Source organism: Picosynechococcus sp. NKBG042902 (assembly GCF_963864045.1).
GTDB lineage: Bacteria > Cyanobacteriota > Cyanobacteriia > Cyanobacteriales > MRBY01 > MRBY01.
In genome coordinates, this window is sequence record NZ_CAWLTV010000077.1 from 42,733 (window position 1) to 68,997 (window position 26,265).

Genomic DNA, 26,265 nt, shown 5'->3' on the forward strand with positions numbered 1-26,265 from the left:
TTCTGCAACAATTGCTATTGTGACATTTCCCCAGTGTACAGATAAAGTTTTCCTTGGTGCGGCGACAAACCATGCGCCAGGGTTACCAATCTTCCAAAAAATGAGGCTCCAGTGGAAACGTCTGGGGCAGCTTGTCATTTTCGGTGTCATTTTACTCAATCTTTGGGGTTGTACTGGGACGGAGGCTCCCCGGGAATTTGCCCCGGACGGTGAGGTGATCCAACGGGCGATCGCCACCAAACTTAGAAGCCATTACCAACAACTGAGCCAGACCATTAATGCGCCGCCGCCCAACTTGGAACTGAAAAATATCCAGGTCAAAAAGCTCGATTCTTTTTTTCTCCAGGCACTGCCGGTTTATCACCTCCAGGGCACCTATGATGTGGTACTGAATTTTCCTTCCCAGCGCACAGAAAATCGTCGCCGCAATCCCTTTGAGGTTTATCTCCAACGGCAACCGGAAGGAAAAACCTGGCGATCGCTCGAAAAAAATCCTCAGGGTTGGCGATCGCAACAACTCCCTCGATAGGCCTCATCCCCGTTTCCCTGACCCTCTACAATAAAAACAATCCGTCTTTGCCCGATTTCCCCGCCTATGTATGACGAAGAAGATTACCGTCCCGTCCGCCGTTTCCCAAAAGTCCCCCTAGACAGACGCTTTTGGGCTTTTTTTGTGGATTTTATCGTCGCTTGGATTGTCAGTGGCTTAGGGGGTTTAACCCTACAGTGGTTGGTTTTTCTCGTCGTCTGGTTTGGCCTGCGGGTCTTTCTCGTCAGCCGTAACCAGGGTCAAAGCCTGGGCAGTTGGGCCTTTGATATCAAAGTCATCGACATCCGTTACCGAGTGCCAGAAATTATCAACCTCAGCAAACGAGAAGGCATTTTAGGGTTTGCCGCCATGCTTGCCATGTATGGGATCCAAAGTTTTTTTCTGATGGGGAACGGCATTTCTTTGATTTTGTTAATCTCTCCCCTGTTGGCCTCCTGTGGCGTGGCGATCGCCGACGAAGAATTCAACCAAGCCTTCCATGATCGCATCGCCGAAACCTATATGATCCAAACCCAGCGCGGTTTTTCCCTAGATTTACGTCTCAAACAAATCCTTGCCGAGCTAAGACAAAATATGCAAAAATAGAAATTTGTGTGTAAACCTTAGCGATCCACAACCGCTAATCTAGTAAAAAATTATGGCAAGCAAAAAAGGCGTCCGCATTACCATCACCGTGGAATGCACCGAATGTCGCACCAATACCAACAAGCGCTCCAATGGCGTTTCCCGCTATACCACTAGCAAAAACCGTCGGAACACCACCGGGCGGCTCGAAATCAAAAAATTCTGCCCCCACTGCAACGCGCACACTGTCCACAAAGAAATTAAGTAGGTAATTCCTTTACCACTGAAATTTTATCGACAAATTTTTTATTTTTAACGTTATTTATTAACCATGGCCTACTACCGTAAACGTCTTTCTCCGATTCCTCCTAGCCAGCCGATCGATTACAAAGATGTCGAACTCCTCCGCAAATTCATCACCGAGCGCGGCAAAATTTTACCCCGTCGGATCACCGGCTTAACAGCGCGTCAACAACGGGATGTCAATACCGCCATTAAGCGGGCACGGATGCTGGCCCTGTTGCCCTTCATCAACAAAGAAGGCTAAAGTGATGCCAAGCAATTCTAGGTGTTGAGTTTAGGATTGCTCTTGTATAGTCGCGTTAGGCAACAAAGCTGGTGGAAAAAGGACAACTGATTGAGTTTCGGCTACAGGGAGAACGAGTACTTGCTGTCGCTGAGCGTCCTGAAGGAAAAAAAGATTGGATCGTAATCGATGGACGGGGGCAATCCCATAAGCTGCGTCCCCAAAGGGTTGAATACACCGTGGCGGGTTCCCCCTACGATCCAACTGAGATCCCCAGCTTTTTCACAGAGAGTCAGGCATTAGTTGATCCCGACAATCTGGCCGTCGCCTGGGAGTTTCTCGTTGAAGCCTCGGAACCGGCAACCCCAGAATCCCTCGCGCAACTTTTGTTTTCGGCCAAAACGCCCCAGCAATGTTATGCCTGTCATCTGATGCTGGCGGAAGATAAGATTTTCTTCAAACGCAAAGGGGATTTCTATGAACCCCGTGCAGAGGCACAGGTTCGCGAAATTCAGCATCAGCTAGAAGTTGAAGCTCAGAAAGAACGTGAAAAAACAGAATTTTTACAGCGGGTTAACCAGGCGATCGCCGGAGAAACAGTAACCTGGGAAGACAGTGATCGGCAACGTTTCGAAAGCCTAGAAAAATTTGTCCTCTACCCGGAGCAGTCAGCCAGAGCCGCCCACGACCTCCTCGAAATGCTGGGGCGATCGCCCACGACAGAACAGGCTTTCCGCCTCTTGGTCTCCCTTGGCTGGTGGAGTTCCCACGAAAATCTTGCTCTCCTCCGGAGCGGTTACCCCAGAAAATTTTCTCAGAAGGTACTCGATGTGTCCCATGCCCGCCTGTCAGCCTCGCCCGGTGATACCGATGAGGGGAACCGTATCGATTTAACCCATCTCAAGACCTACACCATTGACGATGAGAGTACCTCAGAAATTGATGATGGCCTCAGTATCGAAACCCTAGAAGACGGTCTCCATAAGGTTTGGATTCACATCGCGGATCCCACACGACTATTGAGCCCTGGAGATGAACTCGATCTAGAAGCCCGGCGTCGTAGTACCAGCCTCTATTTACCCACGGGGATGATCTCCATGTTCCCGGAAGAGCTGGCGACGGGGCCGATGAGCTTACGCCAAGGTCAGGTCTGTGCCGCCCTCAGTTTTGGGGTTTTGCTCACAGAAAACGGGGCGATCGCCGATTATGAAATCACCCCCAGTTGGGTCAAGCCCACCTATCGCCTCACCTATGACGATGTGGACGAAATGCTCCATCTGCGGATCCAGGCCGAATCAGAAATCGCTCTTCTTGCGGATTTTGCCCACAAACGCCGAAAGTGGCGAGATGCCCAAGGCTCCATCAGTATCAAGATGCCAGAAGCCTCCATTAAGGTGCAGGACGAAAACATTTTCATCGAAGTCCTCCATGCCTCCATGTCCCGGGAACTGGTCGCTGAAATGATGATCCTCGCTGGCGAAGTGGCAGGCCATTATGGGCGGACCCATGGTTTACCCCTGCCTTTTCGGGGACAACCCCAACCGGAACTGCCCCCCCAAGAGGAACTATTATTATTACCTGCTGGGCCTGTGCGCGCCTGTGCGGTACGGCGTTGTATGCCCCGCAGTGAAATGGGCACCAATCCCGTACGCCATGCCAGTTTGGGGTTAGATTCCTATATCCAAGTCACATCGCCCATTCGTCGTTACACTGACCTGTTGGCCCATTTCCAAATCAAGGCCCATCTGCGGGGGGATGAACTGCCTTTCTCGGTGGATGAACTCAAGGAAATTCTCTACAGCGTTGTTACTTCCAGTCAGGAAGCTGTCCATGTAGAGCGCCAAACCAATCGCTATTGGAGCCTCGAATACTTACGTCGTAATGCGGATCAAGTGTGGCAAGGGTTAGTCCTACGCTGGCTCCGGGAAGATGAAAAATTAGGCATTATCCTCCTAGAAGAACTGGGTCTAGAACTTCCCCATCGCTTTGAACGGGCCGTTGCCTTGGGCGATCGCCTGGAAGTAAAAGTCAGCCAAGCCGATCCCCATAAAGATGAAATTCGCTTCCGGGAACTGCTCGAAACGGAGATTGCGGCGGCTTCCTAGGATAGAAAGCAGTCAAAACATCAAGATTTATAACAGACTCTGCGGGTTCCCCATTGAGAAATATTGCAGTTCTCTGGAGAGCGTCCATTGTTTCTCCTGGGCATGGTAACCTCATAGCCAGCGAACTTGAAATGTTTTCGAACAACTGTGAAAGCAATGACTGCTATTTACTCTACAAAGAATCAAGTCAATCCCTGGGCAGAAGATATGGGTGAATATGTGGCCCAACTGCAACTCCATATGGCACTCCAGGCCAAGAATCTCGTGCCTTCCCTAGAACATCCCCAGGATGGTCGGCATCAGTTGCTTCATGAATCCCAACTCCACTTGGAAAAATTGGCTTCCCGCCAAATTGCCTAAAAAAATCTAGGGGTGATGCTCGGAATCTTATCGGGTTTAACTCCTAAAAATCATTGGGCCAAACAATCTTCTAGGCGTTGTAAAGCTCCCTGCCATTGGGCATAGCCAGCATCGTTCAAGTGGAGGCCATCGGTGGTTAGCTCCGACCGGAGTCCACCATTAGCGTCGGTGAATAAAGGATAAAGATTGAGGTAATTGACACCTTCTTGGGAGGCGATCGCCTGGAGTTGTTGATTAATACGAATGGCCCGGTCTTTGCGTAAATAACCGTGATTCGTGGGTAAAAGGGACTGCACGACGATCACTGACTCAGGATGTTGGCAGCGCAATTGACGAATGATTGCCCGCAAATTATTCAGTACCGTCGTCTCAGAAACTCCCTGCTTGAGATCATTGACTCCGGCCATGAGATAAATCGTGTCTGCTTGGAGGCCATGAAGCGTTCCGAGGCGCGCCAGGATTTGACTCGTATTTTCACCTGAAATCCCTTGGTTCAGCCAAATTTTAGAAGCCGGTAAAAGGTCATTGGGAAACCAAAGGCTCAGGGAATCCCCCAACAAAATGCCGAGGGACTGCCGCCCTTGATATTGGGCCGCTAAGTGTACTTCTTGGCTCAAGAGCTGTTGCCACTGCTGATAGGTGGGTTGGGGCGCGCCATTTGTCCATAGCCGGGTACTTGCCCCTGCCTTAAGGGCGGTTTGGATCTGTCCCCGTAATAAAGCATTGAGACGAAAAGTATAGAGTTGCGCCCCGGAACGAAAGCGAGGGCTAGCTAAATATTGCGGTGTCGCCGTTGCCCAAAGGTTGGTGGCCGTTGGATTGCTTGCCCTTTGGACACAGGTTTGGGGGGCGATCGCCTTGACCGAATGAACAGCAGTCGGCGTTCGGCATAATAAATTCGCAACTAAAAATAACGGTTCTGACATGGCAATTTCCAGGGCAAACACCTTCTAATTATTGTCCCAAAACGAAAAGTTGCTGATAAATCCGTCAAGAATAAACCCTTTAATGACCCAGGGGTTTGTTACATTAATCTGGTAAAACGCGACCAGGAAGCCTCTGGTTATTCTGCCCCGTTTTTTGACCGAAGCCAAACCTCCCCGGACAACTTTGGTCCCTACGCTTGTCGTTACCTTGTAATCAAAAATTCATGCCGTATTTTCAATCGTTCCTTCTCAACGCGCCCCCCGCCAGTGAAGCAGCGGAACCCTCCATGATTCTGGCTGCGGTGCTACTGAGCCTTGTGGTCATCTACTTTGCAAGTAAAGTGGGCGGAGAGCTTTGTTCCCGCATTAACCTCCCTCCAGTACTGGGCGAATTAGTCGGCGGAGTATTGGTGGGCGTATCTGCCCTGAGTTTACTGGTCTTTCCAGAAGGGGGCATCGAAGCGTCCCAATCACTACTGATGCAATTTCTGCAAAATACAGCCGGTTTAAGTCCAGAGGCAGCCCCGGCAGTGTTTGCCACCCAAAGCGAAGTGATTTCTGTCCTCGCAGAACTAGGGGTCATTATCCTTCTGTTTGAAATTGGTCTTGAATCGGATCTACAAGAATTGATTAAAGTTGGCCCCCAAGCTGCCATTGTTGCCGTGGTTGGGGTTGTGGCACCTTTTGCCGCAGGGACAGCAGGTTTAGTCTTTTTATTCCATCTCAGTACAGTGCCAGCGATTTTTGCGGGGGCAGCCCTCACGGCAACCAGTATCGGGATTACCGCGAAGGTGCTAGCAGAATTGGGTCAACTGACCACCAAGGAAGGACAAATTATCATTGGCGCGGCTGTACTCGATGATGTCCTCGGCATTATTGTCCTCGCTGTGGTTGCAAGCTTGGCGAAAACAGGAGAAGTGCAGGTTGTCAGCACCATCTGGCTCATTGTGAGTGCTGGGGCGTTTCTCATTGGTGCGATTATTGTCGGTCGCCTCCTGAGTCCTTTATTTGTCAGTTTGGTGGATGGGATGAAAACCAGAGGCCAACTGTTAACTGTATCCGTCGTTTTTGCTTTTGTGCTGTCCTACATTGCAACGGTGATCCAACTGGAAGCGATTCTTGGGGCCTTTGCGGCTGGACTGATTTTGGCGGAAACGGATAAACGGGGCGAACTAGAAGAACAGGTATTGCCGGTGGCGGATTTGTTTGTGCCGATCTTTTTTGTTTGCGTCGGCGCAAAAACAGACCTCAGTGTCCTCAACCCGGCTGTCCCCGCGAACCGTGAGGGATTAATTATTGCCGCCTTTTTGATCGTGGTCGCAATTGTCGGTAAGGTCATTACGGGCTTTACCGTCTTCGGCCAAGACCAGTTGAACAAGTTGGCGATTGGGGTAGGCATGATTCCCCGGGGCGAAGTGGGCCTTGTGTTTGCAGGGGTTGGTTCGGCCAGTGGCGCCCTCTCGGAATCGACGGAAGCGGCAATTATTATGATGGTCATCTTGACGACATTTATTGCACCGCCATTTTTGCGTTTGGTCTTTAAGGAACCCCAGGCGGCGATCGCCACTGGAGAGACGCCGGAGAAGCTACAATAATTCAGCCTTGGGCAACCATTGAAACATATCCTAAGCGACCCACGTCCCTTGGGAGAACGGTAGGAAGAGGTTTTATCTCTATCCACCGGAGTTGTTCTATATCTTGAGGGCGTGGCATTTTCCCTTGTGAGTCGAGGATTTTTAACTGTGAGATTTTTCTGGTTTTTTCTGACGCTACTGACGCTATCCACTTGGCAACTACCGGCTTGGGCAGGTCAATTGGTCTTTTGGGAATTTAATACCCAACGACGTCAATTGCAGTTTCGCACCAATGAACGGGTGCAGCCCGAAGCGCAACTGATCCCAGATCCCAGCCGTTTGGTGATTGATTTACCGGGCACTGTCCTGGGAAGCTCTACGGTCAATCGCAGCTATGGCGGCAAAATTACGAGCGTACGGCTAGGTCAGTTTGCGCCAGATGTCACACGGTTGGTGGTGGAATTAGCCCCTGGCTATACCTTAGATCCTGAGGCAATTCGTTTTGAAGGGCGATCGCCGACGGATTGGGTTGTGAATTTACCAGAACCGGAACTCATTCCTGTAGCTCCAGTAGCTCCCAGTACCCCAGAAATTTTCAACAATTCTGCCAATCCTGGAAATCCTAGTAATGCTGCTCCAGGTGAAGCTTTTTTTAATAACTTGGTGCAGGTAACCCAACAGGGATTCCTCGTTAACCTGGATCCCCGGCCCGGTAGTCGCATCACCACCGACCAAGATGGCGATCGCCTTACCTTTACCCTGCGGGATTTGCAATTGCCCCGGAGCTTAGAAAATCAGACCCTAGATGTTAACCGCTACAAAGTCCGCCAAATCAAATTTGAGCAACCCAGCCGTACCGAAGCCCGCATTACCTTAAATTTAGAACCCGGTAGCCCCCGGTGGCGTGCGCTGTATACCACCTACGGTGATGGCGGTTTGGTACTGCTTCCGGATGGGGGCACCAGTAGCCTAGGGGGAAGAGAAACCGGGGCGATCGCCGTTCCTACCCAACAGTCAGTCGCCACGGCTCAACCCCAACAAACCATCGTTGAAGCCCTAGAACTTGCCCGTAACAGTACCCAGTTAGTCATCCGTGGCAGCGATCGCCTCCAGGCCGACGGTGGTTGGAATCGTAACGCCGGCTTCTACCAAATTCGCATTAACAACGCCCGTCTTGCTCAACCTGTGCGTGGCCCCCAGTGGGGGGGAGATAGTCCCATTTCCCGCATTGCCATCCGCCAGGAAACGGCCAATACGGTGCTCGTCCAGATTGAACCCGCCGAGGGGGTACAAATTGGGAGTCTCAGTCAACCCAACGCTCAGTTCCTTGCCCTAGACCTCAATCGTCCCCAAACAACAAGTTCTCTGTTTGTGCCGCCGGCCCCAACGGCACCGCCCCCCACAACCCAAGCGGTACTGCCAAATTTTCGCCCGCCCCGGAGCAATATTATGGTCATGATCGACCCCGGCCACGGTGGTCGTGATCCCGGTGCTGTGGGGATTGGCGGCCTACAGGAAAAAAACGTGATTCTTCCCATCTCCCAGGAAGTAGCCCGAATTTTACAACAAAGTGGCATCACAGCCCGAATGACCCGGGATACGGATTATTTTGTCAGCCTAGAAGGACGTACTCAACTGGCTAACAATGCCAATGCCGATTTATTCGTGAGTATCCACGCCAATGCCATCAGCATGAGTCGCCCCGATGTGAACGGCTTGGAAGTGTACTATCACCAAAGTGGTCGAGCCTTAGCTGAATCCATCCACCGCAACATTATGCGACGGATCCAAATGCGAGACCGGGGTGTGAGAACGGCGCGCTTTTATGTATTGCGTAATACATCGATGCCTTCAGTGCTCGTGGAAACAGGTTTTGTCACGGGTCGGGAAGATGCTCCCCGCTTGAATGATCCTGCATTTCGGAGCCAAATGGCCCAGGCGATCGCCGCTGGCATCCTGGAATATATCCAAAACAATGTGCGCTAGCCCAGGGGGTTGCCAGAAAATCAGTAATTCGCCACAGAAATAAGCGCAAATACCTTAAAACTGCGCTAATCTTTGTTTAATTTATTTGGTGTGAACGAGAATCTATGGGCAACCAACAGCAACACCCCATTGGCATTTTTGACAGTGGCTTGGGGGGCATCACCGTCCTTCGAGCCCTTTACCGACAACTCCCCCAAGAGTCGATTATCTATTTTGCCGATACGGCCCGATTACCCTATGGTGATCGTTCACCCGAAGAGTTGATTCAATATGTGCGCGAGATTTTGACTTGGATGGAAGCCCAAGGGGTGAAGATGGTGGTGATGGCTTGTAATACAAGCTCGGCGATCGCCTTGGATGTGATCCGCTCAGAATTTAAAACCCCCGTTTTAGGGCTGATTCTTCCCGGAGCAAGGGGGGCAGTCAGTCAAGGGAAACGCATCGGAGTCATCGCCACCCAGGCCACAGTGAATAGCGGCGCTTACGAAAACGCAATTCTGGAAGCGAACCCAGAGGCGGCGGTGTGGCAAATGCCCTGCCCAGAATTTGTCCCCCTCATTGAGGCCAATCGCATTAACGATCCCCACACGAAACGTATTGTTCAGAAACGTCTGCAACCCCTCCTCGAACAGGGCATTGATACCTTAGTTTATGGGTGTACCCACTATCGCCACTTGTCTGGGGTAATTCAATCAATTTTGCCGAGCCATGTGATTTGTGTCGATCCGGCGGAATATGTGGTCAGTGCCACGGAACAGGAATTGGAATTGATGGGTTGGAAAAATCCCCAGTCACCATTACCAACCCGCTTTGCGGTGAGCGGTTGCCCAGACCAGTTCGCCCAATCGGCAAAGGGATGGCTTGGACATCAGCCCCTAGTGGAACAGGTGGACTTAAAAAACCTTATGGTGAATACATCGCCCCTTTCGATCACCAATGGCTAAAGGGCGATCGCCTGCCTGAAACAGGTGTCCCTACGAGCGATCGGGCCAGGGTAGACCCGCAAAAAAGAGCCGTTTTCTGCTGAAACGAATCCATTGCCATACAATATAGAATATGTAAATTTTCGTAAATTTCGTTTCCCTCGGCTTAATAATGATTTCAGCGACTACCCTTTTTTCTCCCGTCGAAGCCGACCTCAAGGAGCTCAGTGAAAATCTGACGCGGCTAATTAGCGCCCGACATCCGATTTTGGGGGCCGCGGCAGAGCATCTGTTTTCTGCGGGGGGGAAACGAGTTCGACCCGCCATTGTGCTTTTGGCCTCCCGGGCAACCCTAGGCGATCGCCCCTTGACCCAGCGGCACCGTCGCCTGGCAGAAATTACCGAAATGATTCATACGGCGAGCCTTGTCCACGATGATGTGGTTGATGAAGCGGCCCTGCGCCGGAGTGTGCCTACTGTTAACAGCCTTTTTGATAATCGCATCGCTGTTCTGGCCGGAGACTTTCTCTTTGCCCAATCCTCTTGGTACCTCGCGAATTTAGATAATCTCACCGTGGTGAAATTGCTCTCTGAGGTGATCAAAGACTTTGCCGAAGGGGAAATTCAACAGGGGCTGAACCGCTTCGACACCGGAATGAACCTCGAAATTTACATCGAAAAATCCTATTACAAAACAGCGTCATTGATTGGGAATAGTGCCAAAGCGGCGGCTGTTCTCAGTGAGGTTGACCCAGAAATTGGCGATCGCCTCTACGACTATGGCCGCAATTTAGGCTTGGCTTTCCAGATTGTCGATGACATCCTCGACTTCACTGGCTCTACTGATGTTTTGGGGAAACCCGCCGGATCTGATTTAATCGGCGGCCACATCACCGCCCCAGCCCTGTTTGCCATGGAAGAACATCCCAACCTAACCCAACTGATCGAGCGGGAATTTGCTGAAAATGGTGACCCCGAAAAAGCCCTCGAAATTGTGCGCAACAGTAATGGGATCAGTCGCGCTAAAGAACTTGCAGCCCATCACGGTCAATTGGCTCGCCACAGTTTAGAGTGCCTAGATCCGTCTCCCTCTAAAGATGCCCTCACGGATCTCATTGACTACGTTTTGGGCCGGATGTATTAGGCCGTACCCTGAAGTAAAAAAGCAACCTGAAACAAGGCGACATCCAGTTGCAATAATTGACCATGGCACGACAGCGTAAAAAAGCCGATCTCCCGACAAAAACTTGCACCGTTTGCGGACTGCCATTTACCTGGCGCAAAAAATGGGAAAAATGCTGGGATGACGTGAAATATTGTTCAGAGCGGTGCCGACGGCGGCGTAACCAAGGGTAATTTTCTCCTAGGATGAAAGGGTACGCTTCCCTCTGTTCAACCATGAGAACGATCGCCAGCATCAACGACAAGATTCTCTCCCACCAGGCCGTTGTCTGGACGGTGTCTGAAGTGAAAGCACGGGTGGCGGAATGGGGCATCAAAAAAATTGCTGAAACCGTTGATGTGGTGACTACGGGTACCTTTGAGCCGATGGAATCTTCGGGAGCAATGCTCAACCTGGGCCATACGGATCCCCCCATTAAAATTCGCAAATGCTGGCTCAATGGGGTGCCTGCTTATCCTGGTCTGGGGGCGGTGGATATTTACCTAGGGGCAACCATGATGGAAGATCCCCTGGAAAATGAAGCGGCGGAAATTGGCGATCGCCCCCTCTCCCAGAAAGGCGGTGGCCATGTGATTGAAGATCTGATCGCGGGTAAAACCGTCCATCTCCATGCCCTGGGCCATGTGACCGATTGTTATCCGCGCGCCACCTGGGACAATACCCTCACGAAAGATCAAATTAATCAGTTTTATCTATTCAATCCCCGCAATCTTTATCAAAATTTTATTGTGGGTGTTAACGGTGGCGATCGCCCCCTCTATACTTACCTCGGCCCCCTCCAGCCCCATTTGGGAAATGCCGTCTATGCCTGTGCTGGAGCAATTTCTCCTTTGTTAAATGATCCCGATCTAGAGTTAATTGGGGTCGGCAGCAAAATTTTCTTGGGGGGCGGTATTGGTTATGTGGCCTGGGAAGGCACCCAGCATTTTCCCCTCCAGAAACGTCTGGGCAATCGCACCCCCCTGGGGCCAGCCTCCACCTTGGCTTTGATTGGCGACGCAAAACAAATGGATCCCAAGTGGGTACGGGGTTGTTATTTCACCAAGTACGGCCCTTCTTTAATGTTGGGCGTGGGGGTGCCCCTACCAGTTCTCCACGAGGAAGTCATCGCCCACTGTGCCGTCCAAGATAAAGAAATTGTCGCCCCGGTGATGGATTTTTCGATTCCGCGCCGGGTGCGGCCCACCTTTGGTTTGGTGAGCTATGGCCAGCTCAAAACTGGGAAATTAACCATTGAGGGAAAAACCGTAAAAGTCGCGCCGGTCACGAGTCTATATCTCGCGGATCAAGTGGCAGAAACCCTCAAACAATGGATTCAAGCCGGAGATTTTACCCTCACCGAACCCGTGGCAACCATCAGTGGCGATCGCCCCTTTTTATCCCAAGACCAATGGAGCCAGCGTTTGTAATACTGCCGAAAAAAGCCACCATCCTGAAACGGCGGTGACCATCGATCATTTTTTAGAAAACAGAATTTTCCCAGTAAATTTTGCTAGCTCATGGTGGCATGACTAGGGCCATAGTCCGCACGCACTTGACGGGGAAGTTTACCTTGAATCGTGCCTTGATAGTCTCCTTCTGGTGCCATGCCGATTTCTGTGGCAGAACGGTTCAGGAGGGACATTTGACGATTTTTAATGGCGTGGTGATGGCGCATCATTAATGCACGGGCTTGTTGTTGGGTTCTCATGGTTTTGCTCCTGACCGACCGCGAAACACGGGGGATTTGTGTTTTATGCTTTGTCCCCTACCTCATTATATTTTATTTTCTGTAAAATTTGATACAGAAAACATATTTTAATAAGAGCAACTGGCCTTTTTGACAAAAAAAGTTGGGAGAAAGCAACCTTGCTAGCTGGCAGGTTCTTGCGATCCCCTAGGGCAATCAGTATGATCTGGTGAGGCTTTACGCAAACTTTCGCGAGTACATTGGGACTTCATGGGTAATCAAATGGCATCTACTCCCCCGTTAGAGAGCAGTGATCCGATTACGGCAGCCTTGCAGCGGGCCCATCAGGCTTCCCTAGAATTAGAGTTACTCAAAGGTAGTGAACGTCATCTGGGTATTGAGGCGATCGCCACCGCCCTAGAGGCCAATATTTCCGTCATCCTCGAAGCGAATACCAAAGATTTAGAGGCCAGCCGCGAAATGGCCGTGCCAAAGTTGATTCTGGATTGGTTAAAGTTGACCCCCGAACGGCTGCAAAAAACAGTGCGTCTGCTGCGTCAACTGCCAAAACTGCCCGATCCGCTGCAACGGGTGAAAAATGCGACCTATCAAATTAGTGGTTATCAGACCTACTCTCAACGGATGCCCCTGGGGGTGATTTGTCTGATCCATGAAGCTTTGCCCGAATTAGGGGCGATCGCCGCTGGACTTTGTTTAAAGACAGCCAATAGCCTCGTGATTCGCGGTTGCGGTGATGCCAGCCATACCAATCACCTGATCGCTGAGATTATGCAAACGGCCCTTGCTGACCAGGGCTTACCCGCAGGCTGTTTAGAATCTCTCTCTTCTGAGGAAGGTTGTACCGTACAACAGCTAGTGGCCCAGGATCGCTACTTGAACCTGATCATTCCCTATGGCCGTCCCAACATGATTCAACAGGTGGTGCAACACGCCACCACCCCTGTCCTGAGAACCACCGTAGGCAATTGCTACCTCTACCTCGCCCCCAGTGGTGATCTGGAATTGGCCAGTTGGGTGATCCAAGACAGCCATAATTACGAACCCGATGCCGTCAATGCCATCGAAAAAGTCCTGGTGTGTCCTGAGCAGAAAACATCCCATTTAATTAGTCTATTTAAATCCCTCCAAGAACAAGACTTTGAGCTACGGGGGGATGCGTCCCTCGTCGAAGAATTTCCTGAACACCTCGCCCCCATCGGTACCGAAGAAGAATGGCAACAGGCTTATTTGGAGAAAATTGTGGCGTTTAAACGGGTGCCGGATCTGGCCGCAGCTATCACTGAAATTAATTGCAACTCCGGTGGCCATGCTGATTGTATTGTCACGGAGTCCTACCATGAAAGTCGGCAATTTTCCATGGGCCTCGATAGTGCTTTGATCTATATCAATGCCTCCCCTTGTTTTTCGCGTCATCCCCTGGGGAGCGATTCGGTATTTCTTGGGGTCTCGAACCAAAAGGGAAATCGCCGGGGTTTAATTGGCCTCGAAAGTTTTACGACCATTAAACAGGTGGTTCAGGGGGATAGCACCCTCTAGGTTTCAACGCCTCAAAGAACGCTGTCTCAATGGAGATGGCCTTTGTAAGCTTAAAAAGTTAAGGACAAGATTTATGTTTAAAGCGATCGCCCTCAGTTCTGGTATTGCCGTGGCCCTGACCTTTCCGGCGATCGCCCAGTTTCCCCGCCAAAGCGATCGCCTCCAACTGGTCTACCCCCCAAACAATCACCAAACCAGCGCCACCCAGATTTTCTTGATTGGCTCAGCCCCAGCGGCGGGCACCGTGGCGATCAATGGTGAACCGATTACCCGGAGTGACTTGGGTCATTTTGCCCCCAGTTTGCCCTTAGCGGTAGGTCAAAACCAAATCACCCTGACCTATCGTCAGCCTTCGGGACAGACGGAAACAAAAACCCTCACCGTTGAGCGTTTGGCTAACAATACAATGCCGCCCAACCAACTCGAAGCCCCTTTCCCGGCGGTGGATATTGCCCGGCAAGCCGACGAGACAATTTGTTTCCAAGTCCAGGGGCCAGCCCAAGCCCAAGTTAGGGTTGCCCTCGGCGGAAAATCTTTTCCCCTACAACCCCAGACCACGGTGACGCTGCCCAGCAATGCCGCCGTCTTAACCCTAGAGAATGAAGCCCCCGCCGAAGTTTTTACGGGAACCTATGGGGGCTGTCAGCGCTTTACCCAAGGCGGGAACCTCGGCCAAGCCCGTTACCAGATGAATGTCCAGGGGCAAACCAGTACCGCCACCAGCCCTGGTCGTGTAGAAATTTTAGACGCCCAAAATACTGAGGCGATCGCCGTCACCAGTTTAGCTGGGGTGGCCCGCACAGGCCCCAGTACCAATTTTTCCCGCCTCACGCCTTTGCCCCAGGGAACCCAAGCCTTGGTTACTGGTAAAGAAGGGGATTGGCTGCGTTTAGACTATGGCGCTTGGATTCGCGCTTCGGAGACCAGACCGATCCAGGGTGCAGTGCCGCCGACAACATTGATTCGCAGCCTGAGATCGCAAACCACCGCCACAGAAACAAATGTCATTTTTCCCCTCCAAAGGCCCGTACCAGTTACCGTCAGTCAAAATGATGACACCTTTAGCCTGACGCTCCACCAGGCGATCGCCCAAACCGACACCATTTACCTAGACGAAAGTCCAATTATCCGCCGCCTCGACTGGGCGCAGATTGATCCAGAAACGATCCGCTATGATTTCCGCCTCAAAACAGACCAACAATGGGGCCATTCGCTCCGCTATGAAGGCAGCAATTTAATTTTGTCCCTCCGGCACCCACCACAACTCCAGGGGAATTCGCTCCGGGGCGCGACCATTTGGCTCGATCCTGGCCATGGGGGGGCTGAATCCGGTGCCTTGGGGCCAACGGGCTACCCTGAAAAAGCAATTAATTTGCTCATTTCCCAAAAAATTCAAAAACAACTAGAAGCCAAGGGCGCGGAAGTAATCCTCAGCCGTACCACGGATCAAGATTTATCCTTGGGTGATCGCCAGGCCGCGATCCGTGACCTCCAGCCCACTTTGGCTCTGTCTGTCCATTACAATGCCCTGCCCGATGCGGGGGACGCAGAAAATACGGTGGGCATCGGAATGTTTTGGTACCATCCCCAGGCCCATGACCTGGCGCAGTTTCTCCACGACGACTTAACGACGCAGTTAGGCCGTCCCAGTTATGGTGTTTTTTGGAATAACTTGGCTTTGACCCGGCCCCAGGAAGCTCCGGCGGTCTTGATGGAGTTGGGTTTTATGATTAATCCCACGGAGTTTGAGTGGATTACCGATCCCCAGGCCCAGGAAGAACTCGCCGGGGCGATCGCCAAGGCAATTGAAACCTGGCTGCAAACCAAGGCGATCGCTCAATAATCCCTAGGGAGCCGCCGGGGCGATCACCGCATCCCCTAAACCGACTTCCCGCTTCAGTTGGGCAAAGGCACGATTGTAATCGGTGACTGCCTGGAGATAGTTGCCCCGGGCCGTATTCAGACCCGTTTGGGCAGAGATCACATCGGTTTGGGTGCCGACCCCCGCATTAAAGCGCAGACGAGCCAGGCGTAAACTTTCTTCTGCTAAGGTGACTGCGGCGGCTGCCGTCGTGATGTTTTGTTCGCTGGCTTCAAAGTCATAGTAGGCTGTTTCCACCGCCAGGCGAATTTGGTTTCTTTGGTTAGCAAAACGATTTTCGGCGATCGCCTGATCAACTTTTTCTTGATTTGCCCGGGCGGCCGCTGCACCCCCATCAAAGAAATTCCAACGCATCCGGGCCCCAACCGTTAACCCATCGGCGGGGCCAAGGCTATCATCAAACACTTCCAAGACATCATAATTCGCAAAAACGCTGACTAAAGGTCGAACGGCAGCCAATGCAATCCGTTCCTGGTAACCATCAACTTCCCGCTGGAGGAGCTGCTGGCGCAATTCTTGGCGGTTTTGCAGTGCCAGAACAATGGTTTCTTCTAAAGAAATTTCCCATCTTCCAGCGAGGTTAATCTCATCGGCGGTGCGGGGATCGATGGTCGGCTCCAAACTCAGGAGTTGAGCCAGTTGACGCCGGGCGGTTCTTTGGGTGGCTTCAGCCCTGGTAAGCCGCTGTTGGGCGCTGGCGAGTTCGACCTCGGCCCGCAACACATCAAATTTTGTGCCCAAGCCTGCCTGTTCTAGTAGGGTGGCATCCCGTAAACTCTGGGTGGCATCAAACACCGAACTTTGTTCAATGACCACCTGGGCGTCGGCACTCTGGAGGTTGTAATAGTTCACCGCAGCGGCTAGACGAGTTTCTTCGGTGAGGCGCTCAATGTCTAGTTCGGCAATTTGCAATTGGGTCTGGGCCGCTTCAATTTGCGCAGAGCGACGCCCCCCGGTATAGATGTCATAGCTGACTTCGAGACGGCCATTGATCGCTGTGGTCGCGTTGTTGTCTCTGCCTAGGTTCCGGGCCTGGAGTTCTCCGTTGGCGCTGTCGGTGCGGGTAATGTCGAATTGGTTGCTGAGGTTTGGGTATTCGGCGGCGATCGCCTCTTGCACAAATTCCTCTGATCGGTCGTAGTTCAGACGGGCTTCCTGGAGTGTTTCATTGCGCTCTAGGGCCAGACGAATTGTTTCTTCTAGGGTGAGGTCAACAACATTATCAGCCGTCACCGCTGTGGCCTCCTGGGGGACTGTCACTGCCGGATTCTCAATGGGTTCTAGAAGCTGATTTAGATCTTCATTAATCACCCGATCCGGCGGTAAGGGTTGCACAAGGGGAATTGTCGGGTTTGTCTCTGCGGTGGGCAGCGTTACATCGACTCCCGTTGTTGAGGGGGTTTCTGTGGCATCTCCCTGGGCGAGGAGGGGCGCAGGGGCCTGGATGGTGCCGAGGTGAGCAGTCGGCGTTAAATCGAGATCTGCGGCAGGTAGGGGCAGAGCCGCCAGGGTTGTGGGCTTGCTGAGACCACCGAGGCTGGGTAAAAAGGCTGCTGTATCGAGGGGATCAACGCCAGGAGTGGCCAATGGTGGCAATGGCGCCTGGGGGGCCTGACCGACGGGAGGCTCTGGCGTAGCGATTTGCGGCGGGGTTGTTTGGGCGATCGCCACCCCACCACCAGAGAGGACCACGAGGCCACTGGTACTGAAAGTAAGAAAATCTCGAAAAGCGAACATTAGCTTCTAAGGGTCCAGCTGAAAATAGTTTAAAAATTGCCCACTAGCGAGCTTGGCAACGGGAAAAATTGCGCGGCCTAGGAGCTAATGACTTAGTTTAAGTCAAAAAACTTTAAACTACTACTTGTCACTAAATCCTCCGGCAAAAACCAATTGATCTAACCAGAAGAACTGAAACAAACCATTGGAATGCCTGCAATTTTTCTGTAATTGAATGGCATTGGCCGTGGTTAAGCGTTAGCTGCGCATCCCACAAGCTTTTATGTCGTCACCAAATAAAGCACTTAAATTGGGCGATTTTTGCCCCTTTATTTTTTTGACGACCAACGGCATCAATAACAGTGATGCAACTTACTAAAGCCGCATAATCTCAAAGCAAAACCTAGTGAGTTTCGGGGCGATCGCCAATTTCGGTGATTTCTCGACCACCAAAAATTGCCTCTGGATGGCGATACCATTTGAATTCCAATAGATTAAAAAACGGATCTTCGAGGAAAAAAGTACGATGTTCCGTTAATTTTCCTGGAAACCGGAGACGGGGGCGATCGCGGAAGGAGAGTTGATAGTTTTCTGCCCGATTTAAGACCTGTTGCCAATCCTGTTCATCGAGAAAATTTAGACCAAAATGGCGCGGATAAACGCTCTTTTGGGGGCGGAGGGGTTCCTTGGTGACATGGGCCACCAGTTGATGACCAAAGAAGTTAAAAATCACCGCCCCGCTATTTTCTCGTCCCACCGTGCAACCGAGGGCATCGGCATAGAATTTTTTGGCGACAACTGGGTCAGTAATCGGAATTGCAAGGTGAAACAGGAGGCGATCGCCCATGGCAATTTTTTCTCATAACGAAGATCATTTCCCCATTGTAGAGGGATTTTTCTCAGCACTTTTTCGGCCCTAACGTAGGACTTTAGTCGGCAGCTCTTCTTCTACAACCACCGGGCGGGGACGCTTGGTGCGGGGGGTACCCAGTTCATGGAGCAGGGTATAAAAACAGGGAATAATAAAGAGGGTCAACACCGTTGCCAAAGAAAGGCCGGAGAAGACCACAATCCCCAAAGGCTGAAGAAATTCTGAGCCTTCGCCAATGCCCAGGGCCAGGGGAAATAAGCCCAAGACCGTCGTAATTGTTGTCATAAGAATCGGCCGGAGACGCTGGGGAGCAGCTTCTAAAATCGCCGCCCGGTAACTAAGGCGATCGCGTTCTCGAATTTGGTTCGCCAGTTCTACCATGATGATCGCGTTGTTAACGACAATCCCCACCAAGAGCACCGCCCCAACAATCACCGTCGCCCCAATTGCCGTTTGGGTAACAAATAGACCCAAAATGCCGCCTGCCAAAGCTAGGGGCACCGTCAGCATGATTACCAACGGATCGATGAGGGAGTTGTATTGCACTGCCATCACCACAAACACGAGGAAAGCCGCCATCCCCCCAAGGAGTTGGAGGGCCAGTTGGATTTGACGATTGGTTTCTGCTGCCGAACTGGGCAAGAGGCTCACCCCTGCTGGCAACTCAAGACCAGCAATGATTTGATTTACTTCGCTGAGGGCGTCACTCAGGCTGGCCCCTTCGACGAGATTTCCTTCGAGGATCAACACCTGTCGCTGGTTAATGCGTTGGATTTCCCCTGGGGCATCACCGGAGGTAATGGTGGCGAGATCCCCCAGTTGTACTGGTTGTCGGGTGCTGGTAAATAAAGGAATACTCCGTAATTGGGCGGCCCGTTGAATGGTCTGGGGTTCGAGTTGGACACGGATATCCACCAGGCGATCGCCCCGTTGCAGTTGGGTGGGCACAGAGCCATCGAGGGCCGTTTGAATCGTGCTGCCAATCGCTTCGGCAGAAAGTCCTAGGGCGGCGGCCCGTTGCCAATCGGGGCGGATTTGTACTTCCGGTTGGGGAGGCGCCGCATCGGGTTCATAGCTGGCGAGGGTTGCCTGGGACTCAAGGGCAGCTAAAACCTGTTCTCCCGCCTGCTCAAGGATGTCTGTATTTGCACCTTGGAGCATCACATCCACATCGGCCCGGGACGGAGAATTACTCAAAATCAGGCCCCGCACACTGCCCGGTCGCATCCGAATCGAAGTGCCAATCGCCGGAATTTGTTCGGCCACGAGCTGATTGACGCGGTCGGTGTAGGCTTGGACATTGCTACCAGCTTTGAGGGTGACACTACTCGATCCCCGTAGGGCATTACTGACCGTTGAAGTGCCGAATAAAGCCCCCCCGGAAGTGGTAAAAACATACTCTGTTTCTGGTTGAGCGAGCAGCAACTCTTCTACAGCTTGCATGACTGTGCGGTTTTCTTCGACCGTAGTGCCTGGGGGGAAGGCCGCCCGTAATTCCGCTTGGCCTGTATTGATCCGGGGTAAAATTTCCTGGGGCAATTGGCCCACCATCCACAAACTGCTGCCCCCAAAAATGGCGATCGCCCCGGCAATCACCAATAATTTCCGCCGCAGAATCAGGCCCAAAACGCGACTATAGAGGGTCGTTAAACGGCTGATAAAAGCACCAAACCACTGAATCGGCAGCGCCCGCTGAAGATTGCTTGACCAACGTACCGCGAGTAGTCGTGAAGAAAGGGCGGGTACCACCGTCAGAGCAATAATCAGAGAAGCGGCCACTGAGAAACTGATAGTTAGAATCAGTTCGCTAAAAATCAGCGCTAAAAAGCCCCCCACCAACAGAAAGGGCAACACGGAAACCAGGTTTGTCGTCGTCGAGGCAAATAGGGCCGATTCCAATTCCTGACTACTGGCTTCGACGGTGCGTTGCAGTTTCCGGCGTGAACCATGCTCGGATTTCACTTTTTCGGCCCCAGCGGTGATATTTTCGAGCATCACAATGGCGTTATCCACCACGACCCCGACCCCCAGGGCTAGGCCCCCCAAACTAAACACGTTGAGGGAGAGATTGAAGGTAAACATCAAGATCAGTGCCGTCAACGTCGCCAAGGGAATAGACAAAACAATAATGAGGGTTTGGCGTACTGAGCCTAGAAACAATAAAACGGCGATCGCCGCGAGGGTTGCCCCGGTCAGTCCTGAAACCGCCACATTCTGAATTGAACTGCGGATAAACACCGACTCGTCTAAGGTTGCCGTACGATCCATATCCGCAGGGATCAGGCCGGATTGTTGCAGTTCTGCCAACTTCGCTTTCACCCCATCCACCACTTGCACCGTGTTGGCATCGGGTTGTTTCTGGACACTCACCTTCACCGCTGGTTGGCCATTGAGGGTAACGACTAACCGCTCCTCCACCGTGCCATCCGTAATCTGGGCCACATCCTGGAGGGTGATCGTCTGGGGATTTTCTGGGGTGCCCAGGCGGATCGGTAAGTTACGAATTTCCGTTACGTTATTAAATTGTCCCAACAGGCGGGTGAGGGATTCTTGATCACCGCCCCGCAGTAAACCACCAGAAGCATCTTGGTTTCGTTCCCCCAGGGCGTTGAGGACGGTGGGGACATCTAAACCCAGGGCTTGGAGGCGTTCTAAATCGAGGTTGACTTGGATTTCTTCTTCAACCCCACCGGAAATATCCACATTGGCAACCCCCGGCACCCGGATTAATTCTCGCGCCAGGTCATTATCGGCAAAAATTCGTAGATCCACCGGCGCTAGGGTACTGGAGGTTAAGGCCATCTCGTAGACAGGCAACTGGGACGGATCAAATTTAAATACCCTAGGTTGGCTGATATTGTCGGGGAGGGAATTGCGCGCCCGGTTAAGGGTTGCTGTTGTGTCGTTCAGGGCTTGATCGACATCGGCGCCAGGCTGAAAAAAGAGATCGATACTGATCCGGCCTTCCCTGGTCTGGGAAAAAATTTGAGTCACCCCTTCCGTGGCGGCGAGGGCTTCTTCGAGGGGTCTGGTAATTTCGTTAACGGCCACTGCGGGGACGACCCCAGGGGCATCAGCCCGTACACCAATACGCGGATAGGTAATGGAAGGGAGTAAATCCACGGGCATCCTGAAGATGGCATAAAATCCCATCACCACGACGGCGATCGCCAACATCAGGGTGCCGATATGACGCCGGATGGCGAGGGTCGTCAAGCTTAGATTTGATTTTGCGCTCATGGCGGATGTACCGGGAAATTGGACAAGAAGAAGCTACTTTTTAGACATTAGGGAGCCATCTTTGGTTCAAAATTTGTCAATTTAGCCAAAAAACCGCTACCTCCTGCAAATCACCCTAAGATGTTAACTTTTTTAGCAACCGGTTGACTTGTTCTTGTATTTCATTTCTGACATTCCGAAAAATTTCGGGAGGCTGCCCATCGGGATCTTGAATTTGCCAATCTTCAAAGAGGGGCCGTGTCACCCAGGCGGCGGGCAGATTGACCCCACAACCACAGAGGGAAATCACCGCATCGTAATCTTCTGGGTTAAATTCGGCTAAAGCATTAGAGGTTTGCGGCGTCAGATCAAGACCCACTTCAGCCATGATGGCGATCGCCCCTGGATGGACCCGCGAAGCTTCGAGACCGGAACTGTGGACGATCACCTTGTCTGCACCGAGATGTTTCGCCCAACCCTCCGCCATTTGAGAGCGACAGGAATTGCGCCGACAGACAAACATAATTTTTTTCATGGCAGCTTTTGCTTCCCTAAAAATTGCACGAATTAAGACAACGGGGATCGGGGAGCGTCGCTTTTTCCGGCTCCCGGGGAAACCAAAAGGCGGTTTTCTGGCACACCTTCACCAACATCAACATCACTGGCACTTCGATCAAAACCCCCACCACCGTGGCGAGGGCAGCCCCAGAATTTAACCCAAACAGCACCACTGCCGTGGCGATCGCCACCTCAAAATGATTACTCGCCCCAATCAAGGCTGCTGGAGCTGCATCTTCATAGGTAAATCCCAACTTCTGGGCCGCAACATAGGCGATCGCAAAAATGACATTGGTTTGGATCAAGAGCGGGATGGCGATCAGCAGAATGTGGAGGGGTTGATTAATGATCAATTCCCCCTTGAGGGCAAAGAGCAGTACCAAAGTTGTTAGTAATGCCAGCACTGCCACCGGGGTGAGAAACTGCAAAAACTGGGTTTCAAACCAGGCCCGACCATAGCGACGCAGCAGCCATTGCCGACTCAAGATGCCCGCCGCTAACGGTAAGCCCACATAAATCAAAACCGAGTACACAATGGTTTGCCAAGGTACCGTCAGATTATTCGTCGCCAGGAGCCATTTCCCCAAGGGCGCATAGACAAAGAGCATCATCAAAGAATTTACTGCCACCATCACCAAGGTGTGACCCTGGTTGCTGTAGGACAGATAGCCCCACATCAGCACCATCGCCGTACAGGGGGCAATTCCCAACAGAATACAACCCGCGATATAGGAATCCGCCAGGGCAATTTCTGTCCCCCGAATGATCTCCGTGGCGCTGAGCAAAGGCCGAAATAAATACCCCAGAAAAAACTGGGCAAAAAAGACCATCGTAAAGGGTTTAATCAACCAATTGATCACCAACGTGAGGGTCACTGGTTTTGGCGTTTGGGCTGCTTTGACGGCTTGGGAAAAATCAATTTTCACCATGATTGGGTACATCATAAAAAACAGACACACCGCAATCGGCAACGACACATTGTAGAGACTGAGGGCATCGAGGCTTTGGGCGATCGCCGGAAAGAGACGACCGAGCAAAATCCCCGCAACGATACAAAGGGCCACCCAGAGGGTCAGGTATTTCTCAAATATATTGAGCTGCCCCCCTGCCTGCACCGCCTTGGTTTTAACCATGACTACAAAAATCCTGCTGAGGCTTACAGGACTCAATATATCAAAAAAAATTGATTTATATTCTGGATTGAGGTTTTAATCAGCACAGGGACGAGCAGGTAAAATTTCCCCAAAACGCCGATATGCTGCCAAATAAGATTCTAGGGCGATAAATTGGGCCAAATTCAGCCGATAGTAAATCCAGCGGCCTTCTTGTCGGGTCAGTACCAACTCACTCTCTTTAAGGATTTTCAAGTGAAAAGAAAGTTTAGACTGCTTTAGATCCAAGACATCACACAATTCACACACACATAATTCTTGGGCGCGCAACCGTTCCAGGATCTCCAAACGAATGGGATCTCCTAAGGCTTTGAAGCCCTGCAAAATTAAGGTTAGGTCTTGGGTGAGGGACATTAAATCAAAAATAATTGATGCTTTATGGTTATTCGGACAGCAAACTTAAGCGGACTGTTTGTCCAGTTTCCAGGGGGCGATCGCCTTGGACAACATACCGTTCCCCGGCACTGAGGCCACTCAAGATGGCGACCATGCCATTATCTTCGGGGCCGACCTGCACCGGACGCGCTTGCACAGTTGTTGTTTCTCCTTGGGTAACAGGCACAAATACCGTCGTCTGGTTGGCATTACTACCCGTGGTGAGGGCGGATGCGGGAATCATGACAGCCGTGGTGGTGAGGTTGGGATCTGTAAGGCTGACCCGCGCCAATAACCCCGTGGCAATTTTTCCTGCGGGATTAGGAATGGTCACTTCAATGGGAATTAAGCGGGCAGCGGCATCGGCCACAGGAGAAATGCGGGTGACTTCGCCGGGAAAGGTTTCCCCAGGGAAGGCATCGAGGGCCACATTAACCCGTTGACCTTGGGCAAATTGACTCAGATCCCGGTCAGAAATTTGGATTTCAACTTTAATGGCGCTCAGATCGCCAATTTCGACGAGGGTTTGCCCCCCTTGAATCGTATCGCCAGCTTCGGCTTGCTTACTAAGGAGAATGCCACTTTGGGGCGCTGTGATTTGGGTATAGGTGAGGCGTTCTTGGGCCTGGGCGAGGATCGCTTGTTGGGCCGTCACCCGTTGCTTGGTGGCGGCGATCGCCTGTTGGCGGGTAATGACTTGTTCTTGGCTGGCTTTTAGTACCTGGGCGGCGGTGGCTTGCTGGGTTTGGGCAACCTCGGCTTGTTGGGCGGTGATCGCCCCCGCTTCGGCTAACTGTTGGAGACGGCGGGCATCGGCTTCGGCTTGTTTGAGTTCGGCCCGGTTCCGTTCTACCTGGGCTTTGGCTTCGGCAAGAACGGATTCTGCTTCTTTTACTTCAAATTGCCGGGCGGCCAGTTCAGCTTGGGCTTCACTGACATCGGTGCGGGGTAAGTCCTGTTCCACGGCGGCGAGCAGTTGACCTTGGCGGATAAAATCTCCCACATCTGCATTGAGGGTAAGTAATTGTCCTTCGACCCGGGAGCGGACTACCACTTGTTTCAGGGCCATGGTGGTGCCGGTATAGCTGGCGGTGGGGGCTGTTTCTGTCCCAGTGGCGATCGCCACCTCGACTAGGGGCGGTTGGTCTGACTGTTCTAGGCGGCCCGCCGGTTGAGCATTGCTATTTTGTTCGAGGGCGCATCCTGTCGAAACAAAGGCCAGGGTTAGGGATAAACAGGCACCGATGGGGAGATTAAATTGCTGAGCCATAGGAGAGCACCAAGGAGGGGAATAGCAGGCAAAAAACTTAATGTTTCTTAAAGGTTTTGTCGCCGCTGATTCTAACATCTCAATTTTGAGGCTGCCGCTCACCCAGGTCTTTCTCCCATAACTCCGATGGCGATCGCCTACAATAGCTAGAACATAAAAAATCACTACAACATCAAGAGAACGTTATGTCCGTACTGGCGGCGATCGCAGTTTTGGCACTCCTCATCGTGATCCATGAGTTGGGTCACTTCTCAGCAGCCCGACTTCAAAATATCCATGTCAACCGCTTTTCCATTGGCTTTGGGCCGACCCTGCTCAAATACCAAGGCAAAGAAACCGAGTATGCGGTGCGCGCCTTTCCCCTCGGTGGCTATGTGGGCTTCCCCGATGATGATCCAGACAGTGATATCCCCCCAGAAGACCCGAACCTCTTGCGCAATCGTCCCGTCTTTGACCGGGCGATCGTGATCAGTGCCGGGGTCATTGCCAATTTAATTTTTGCCTACTTCCTCCTCGTGGTACAGGCAGGCACCGTGGGTTTTCAAGATATTAACTATCAACCGGGTGTACGCATTCCCCAAGTATTAACCGAAGTAGACTCCCCAGCAGCCGCAGCAGGTATTCAAAGCGAAGATATTGTTCTGGCTGTTAATGGCCAAACCCTCCCCAGTGGCCAAGCCGCCCTTGAGGAATTGCGGGTGCTGATTCAGGAGGCTCCCAACGAAACCCTTAATTTGCAACTCCAACGGGGCGCAGCAACGCTCACTGTAGATGTAACCCCCGATGCGGGGAGTGATGGGCAAGGGAAAATTGGGGTGATGTTAGCTCCCAATGGTGAAATTGTGCGCAACCGTGCCGGTAATCCCATTGCGGCCCTCCAGGCAGGCTCCCGGGAGTTTCAGCGGCTTGCCAGTCTCACAGTGCAAGGCTTTGGTCAACTCATCTTCAATTTCCAAGAAACAGCCCAACAGGTGGCTGGCCCCGTGGCGATCGTGGCGGTGGGAGCCGATTTAGCAAAAGATGATCTGAGTAATCTGTTCCAATTTGGTTCACTCATTAGCATTAACCTGGCGATTATTAACATTTTGCCCTTACCCGCTTTAGACGGCGGCCAACTGGCCTTTCTCCTAGTAGAAGGAATTCGCGGGAAACCTCTGCCGATGCGCCTCCAGGAAAACATTATGCAAACGGGCTTAGTCCTGTTACTTGGCCTTGGGGTTTTTCTCATCGTGCGCGACACCGTCAATCTGGCTTTTTTCCAAAATTTAATCCGTTAATT

The 26,265-nt window shown here is 51.9% G+C and carries 24 protein-coding genes; 15 read left to right on the forward strand and 9 right to left on the reverse strand.

The genetic code is table 11. From position 1 onward, the window contains the following. Positions 1 to 19: 19 nt before the first annotated feature. The 6 genes from AACR41_RS15305 to AACR41_RS15330 all read left to right on the forward strand — a co-directional run bounded on the left by AACR41_RS15305 (position 20) and on the right by AACR41_RS15330 (position 4,105). Positions 20 to 529 (forward strand): hypothetical protein, encoded by a 510-nt coding sequence (locus AACR41_RS15305; protein ID WP_030005837.1) that lies wholly within the window; start codon positions 20 to 22, stop codon positions 527 to 529. 66 nt (positions 530 to 595) lie between these two features. Next, a complete protein-coding gene (locus AACR41_RS15310) occupies positions 596 to 1,135 on the forward strand; it encodes an RDD family protein (protein WP_012306202.1) in 540 nt (179 codons plus the stop codon). Positions 1,136 to 1,187: 52 nt separating this feature from the next. Then, positions 1,188 to 1,382, forward strand: a complete 195-nt coding sequence (rpmG, locus tag AACR41_RS15315; protein ID WP_012306203.1) for a 50S ribosomal protein L33 — start codon at positions 1,188 to 1,190, stop codon at positions 1,380 to 1,382. 63 nt (positions 1,383 to 1,445) lie between these two features. Beyond that, positions 1,446 to 1,661, forward strand: coding sequence for a 30S ribosomal protein S18 (gene rpsR, locus AACR41_RS15320; RefSeq protein ID WP_012306204.1), 216 nt, complete (start codon positions 1,446 to 1,448; stop codon positions 1,659 to 1,661). 71 nt (positions 1,662 to 1,732) lie between these two features. Further along, complete coding sequence (locus AACR41_RS15325) at positions 1,733 to 3,745, forward strand: ribonuclease catalytic domain-containing protein (protein ID WP_030005838.1); 2,013 nt, start codon at positions 1,733 to 1,735, stop codon at positions 3,743 to 3,745. Positions 3,746 to 3,901: 156 nt separating this feature from the next. After that, entirely contained in the window at positions 3,902 to 4,105 is a 204-nt protein-coding gene (locus AACR41_RS15330; protein ID WP_030005839.1) for a hypothetical protein, read from the forward strand. Between the two features lie 50 nt (positions 4,106 to 4,155). Here the strand turns inward: AACR41_RS15330 and AACR41_RS15335 are convergent, their stop codons facing one another. Beyond that, positions 4,156 to 5,031, reverse strand: coding sequence for a GDSL-type esterase/lipase family protein (locus tag AACR41_RS15335; protein WP_152550956.1), 876 nt, complete (start codon positions 5,029 to 5,031; stop codon positions 4,156 to 4,158). A gap of 287 nt (positions 5,032 to 5,318) precedes the next feature. Here AACR41_RS15335 and AACR41_RS15340 point away from each other — a divergent pair, with 287 nt between their 5' ends. The 6 genes from AACR41_RS15340 (at position 5,319) to AACR41_RS15365 (ending at position 12,106) form a co-directional block, all read left to right on the forward strand. Next, positions 5,319 to 6,626 carry a cation:proton antiporter gene (locus AACR41_RS15340; protein ID WP_223209845.1) on the forward strand — a complete coding sequence of 436 codons (1,308 nt, stop codon included), beginning with the start codon at positions 5,319 to 5,321 and terminating at the stop codon, positions 6,624 to 6,626. Positions 6,627 to 6,773: 147 nt separating this feature from the next. Continuing rightward, positions 6,774 to 8,591 carry an N-acetylmuramoyl-L-alanine amidase gene (locus AACR41_RS15345; RefSeq protein WP_030005841.1) on the forward strand — a complete coding sequence of 606 codons (1,818 nt, stop codon included), beginning with the start codon at positions 6,774 to 6,776 and terminating at the stop codon, positions 8,589 to 8,591. A 104-nt stretch (positions 8,592 to 8,695) separates the two neighbouring features. Then, positions 8,696 to 9,535 (forward strand): glutamate racemase, encoded by an 840-nt coding sequence (murI, locus tag AACR41_RS15350; RefSeq protein ID WP_030005842.1) that lies wholly within the window; start codon positions 8,696 to 8,698, stop codon positions 9,533 to 9,535. 151 nt (positions 9,536 to 9,686) lie between these two features. After that, positions 9,687 to 10,658: a solanesyl diphosphate synthase gene (gene sds / locus AACR41_RS15355; protein ID WP_012306211.1), complete on the forward strand. Its 972-nt coding sequence runs from the start codon at positions 9,687 to 9,689 to the stop codon at positions 10,656 to 10,658. A gap of 62 nt (positions 10,659 to 10,720) precedes the next feature. After that, positions 10,721 to 10,870, forward strand: coding sequence for a DUF2256 domain-containing protein (locus AACR41_RS15360; RefSeq protein ID WP_071819459.1), 150 nt, complete (start codon positions 10,721 to 10,723; stop codon positions 10,868 to 10,870). A 42-nt stretch (positions 10,871 to 10,912) separates the two neighbouring features. Beyond that, positions 10,913 to 12,106, forward strand: a complete 1,194-nt coding sequence (locus AACR41_RS15365) for a homocysteine biosynthesis protein (RefSeq protein WP_030005843.1) — start codon at positions 10,913 to 10,915, stop codon at positions 12,104 to 12,106. A gap of 83 nt (positions 12,107 to 12,189) precedes the next feature. On the opposite strand, the gene AACR41_RS15370 is transcribed toward AACR41_RS15365, so the two are convergent. Further along, complete coding sequence (locus AACR41_RS15370) at positions 12,190 to 12,387, reverse strand: hypothetical protein (protein ID WP_012306213.1); 198 nt, start codon at positions 12,385 to 12,387, stop codon at positions 12,190 to 12,192. 261 nt (positions 12,388 to 12,648) lie between these two features. Here AACR41_RS15370 and AACR41_RS15375 point away from each other — a divergent pair, with 261 nt between their 5' ends. Both AACR41_RS15375 and AACR41_RS15380 read left to right on the forward strand, forming a co-directional pair. Continuing rightward, positions 12,649 to 13,923 (forward strand): glutamate-5-semialdehyde dehydrogenase, encoded by a 1,275-nt coding sequence (locus AACR41_RS15375; protein ID WP_012306214.1) that lies wholly within the window; start codon positions 12,649 to 12,651, stop codon positions 13,921 to 13,923. Between the two features lie 73 nt (positions 13,924 to 13,996). Then, complete coding sequence (locus AACR41_RS15380) at positions 13,997 to 15,766, forward strand: N-acetylmuramoyl-L-alanine amidase (protein WP_030005844.1); 1,770 nt, start codon at positions 13,997 to 13,999, stop codon at positions 15,764 to 15,766. 3 nt (positions 15,767 to 15,769) lie between these two features. Here AACR41_RS15380 and AACR41_RS15385 read toward each other — a convergent pair whose 3' ends face one another. The 7 genes from AACR41_RS15385 to AACR41_RS15415 form a co-directional block, all read right to left on the reverse strand. Next, entirely contained in the window at positions 15,770 to 17,542 is a 1,773-nt protein-coding gene (locus tag AACR41_RS15385; protein ID WP_030005845.1) for a TolC family protein, read from the reverse strand. Between the two features lie 382 nt (positions 17,543 to 17,924). Further along, positions 17,925 to 18,368 (reverse strand): VOC family protein, encoded by a 444-nt coding sequence (locus AACR41_RS15390; protein WP_030005846.1) that lies wholly within the window; start codon positions 18,366 to 18,368, stop codon positions 17,925 to 17,927. A 69-nt stretch (positions 18,369 to 18,437) separates the two neighbouring features. Then, a complete protein-coding gene (locus AACR41_RS15395; protein ID WP_030005847.1) occupies positions 18,438 to 21,632 on the reverse strand; it encodes an efflux RND transporter permease subunit in 3,195 nt (1,064 codons plus the stop codon). A 115-nt stretch (positions 21,633 to 21,747) separates the two neighbouring features. Next, positions 21,748 to 22,146 carry an arsenate reductase, glutathione/glutaredoxin type gene (gene arsC / locus AACR41_RS15400; protein WP_030005848.1) on the reverse strand — a complete coding sequence of 133 codons (399 nt, stop codon included), beginning with the start codon at positions 22,144 to 22,146 and terminating at the stop codon, positions 21,748 to 21,750. A gap of 16 nt (positions 22,147 to 22,162) precedes the next feature. Beyond that, positions 22,163 to 23,302 carry an ACR3 family arsenite efflux transporter gene (gene arsB / locus AACR41_RS15405; RefSeq protein ID WP_012306220.1) on the reverse strand — a complete coding sequence of 380 codons (1,140 nt, stop codon included), beginning with the start codon at positions 23,300 to 23,302 and terminating at the stop codon, positions 22,163 to 22,165. A gap of 75 nt (positions 23,303 to 23,377) precedes the next feature. Further along, positions 23,378 to 23,695: an ArsR/SmtB family transcription factor gene (locus AACR41_RS15410; protein ID WP_030005849.1), complete on the reverse strand. Its 318-nt coding sequence runs from the start codon at positions 23,693 to 23,695 to the stop codon at positions 23,378 to 23,380. 28 nt (positions 23,696 to 23,723) lie between these two features. Then, complete coding sequence (locus AACR41_RS15415) at positions 23,724 to 24,986, reverse strand: efflux RND transporter periplasmic adaptor subunit (protein WP_045441402.1); 1,263 nt, start codon at positions 24,984 to 24,986, stop codon at positions 23,724 to 23,726. A 185-nt stretch (positions 24,987 to 25,171) separates the two neighbouring features. On the opposite strand from AACR41_RS15415, the gene rseP reads away from it, so the two are divergent. Beyond that, positions 25,172 to 26,263 (forward strand): RIP metalloprotease RseP, encoded by a 1,092-nt coding sequence (rseP, locus tag AACR41_RS15420; RefSeq protein WP_030005851.1) that lies wholly within the window; start codon positions 25,172 to 25,174, stop codon positions 26,261 to 26,263. Positions 26,264 to 26,265 lie beyond the last annotated feature (2 nt).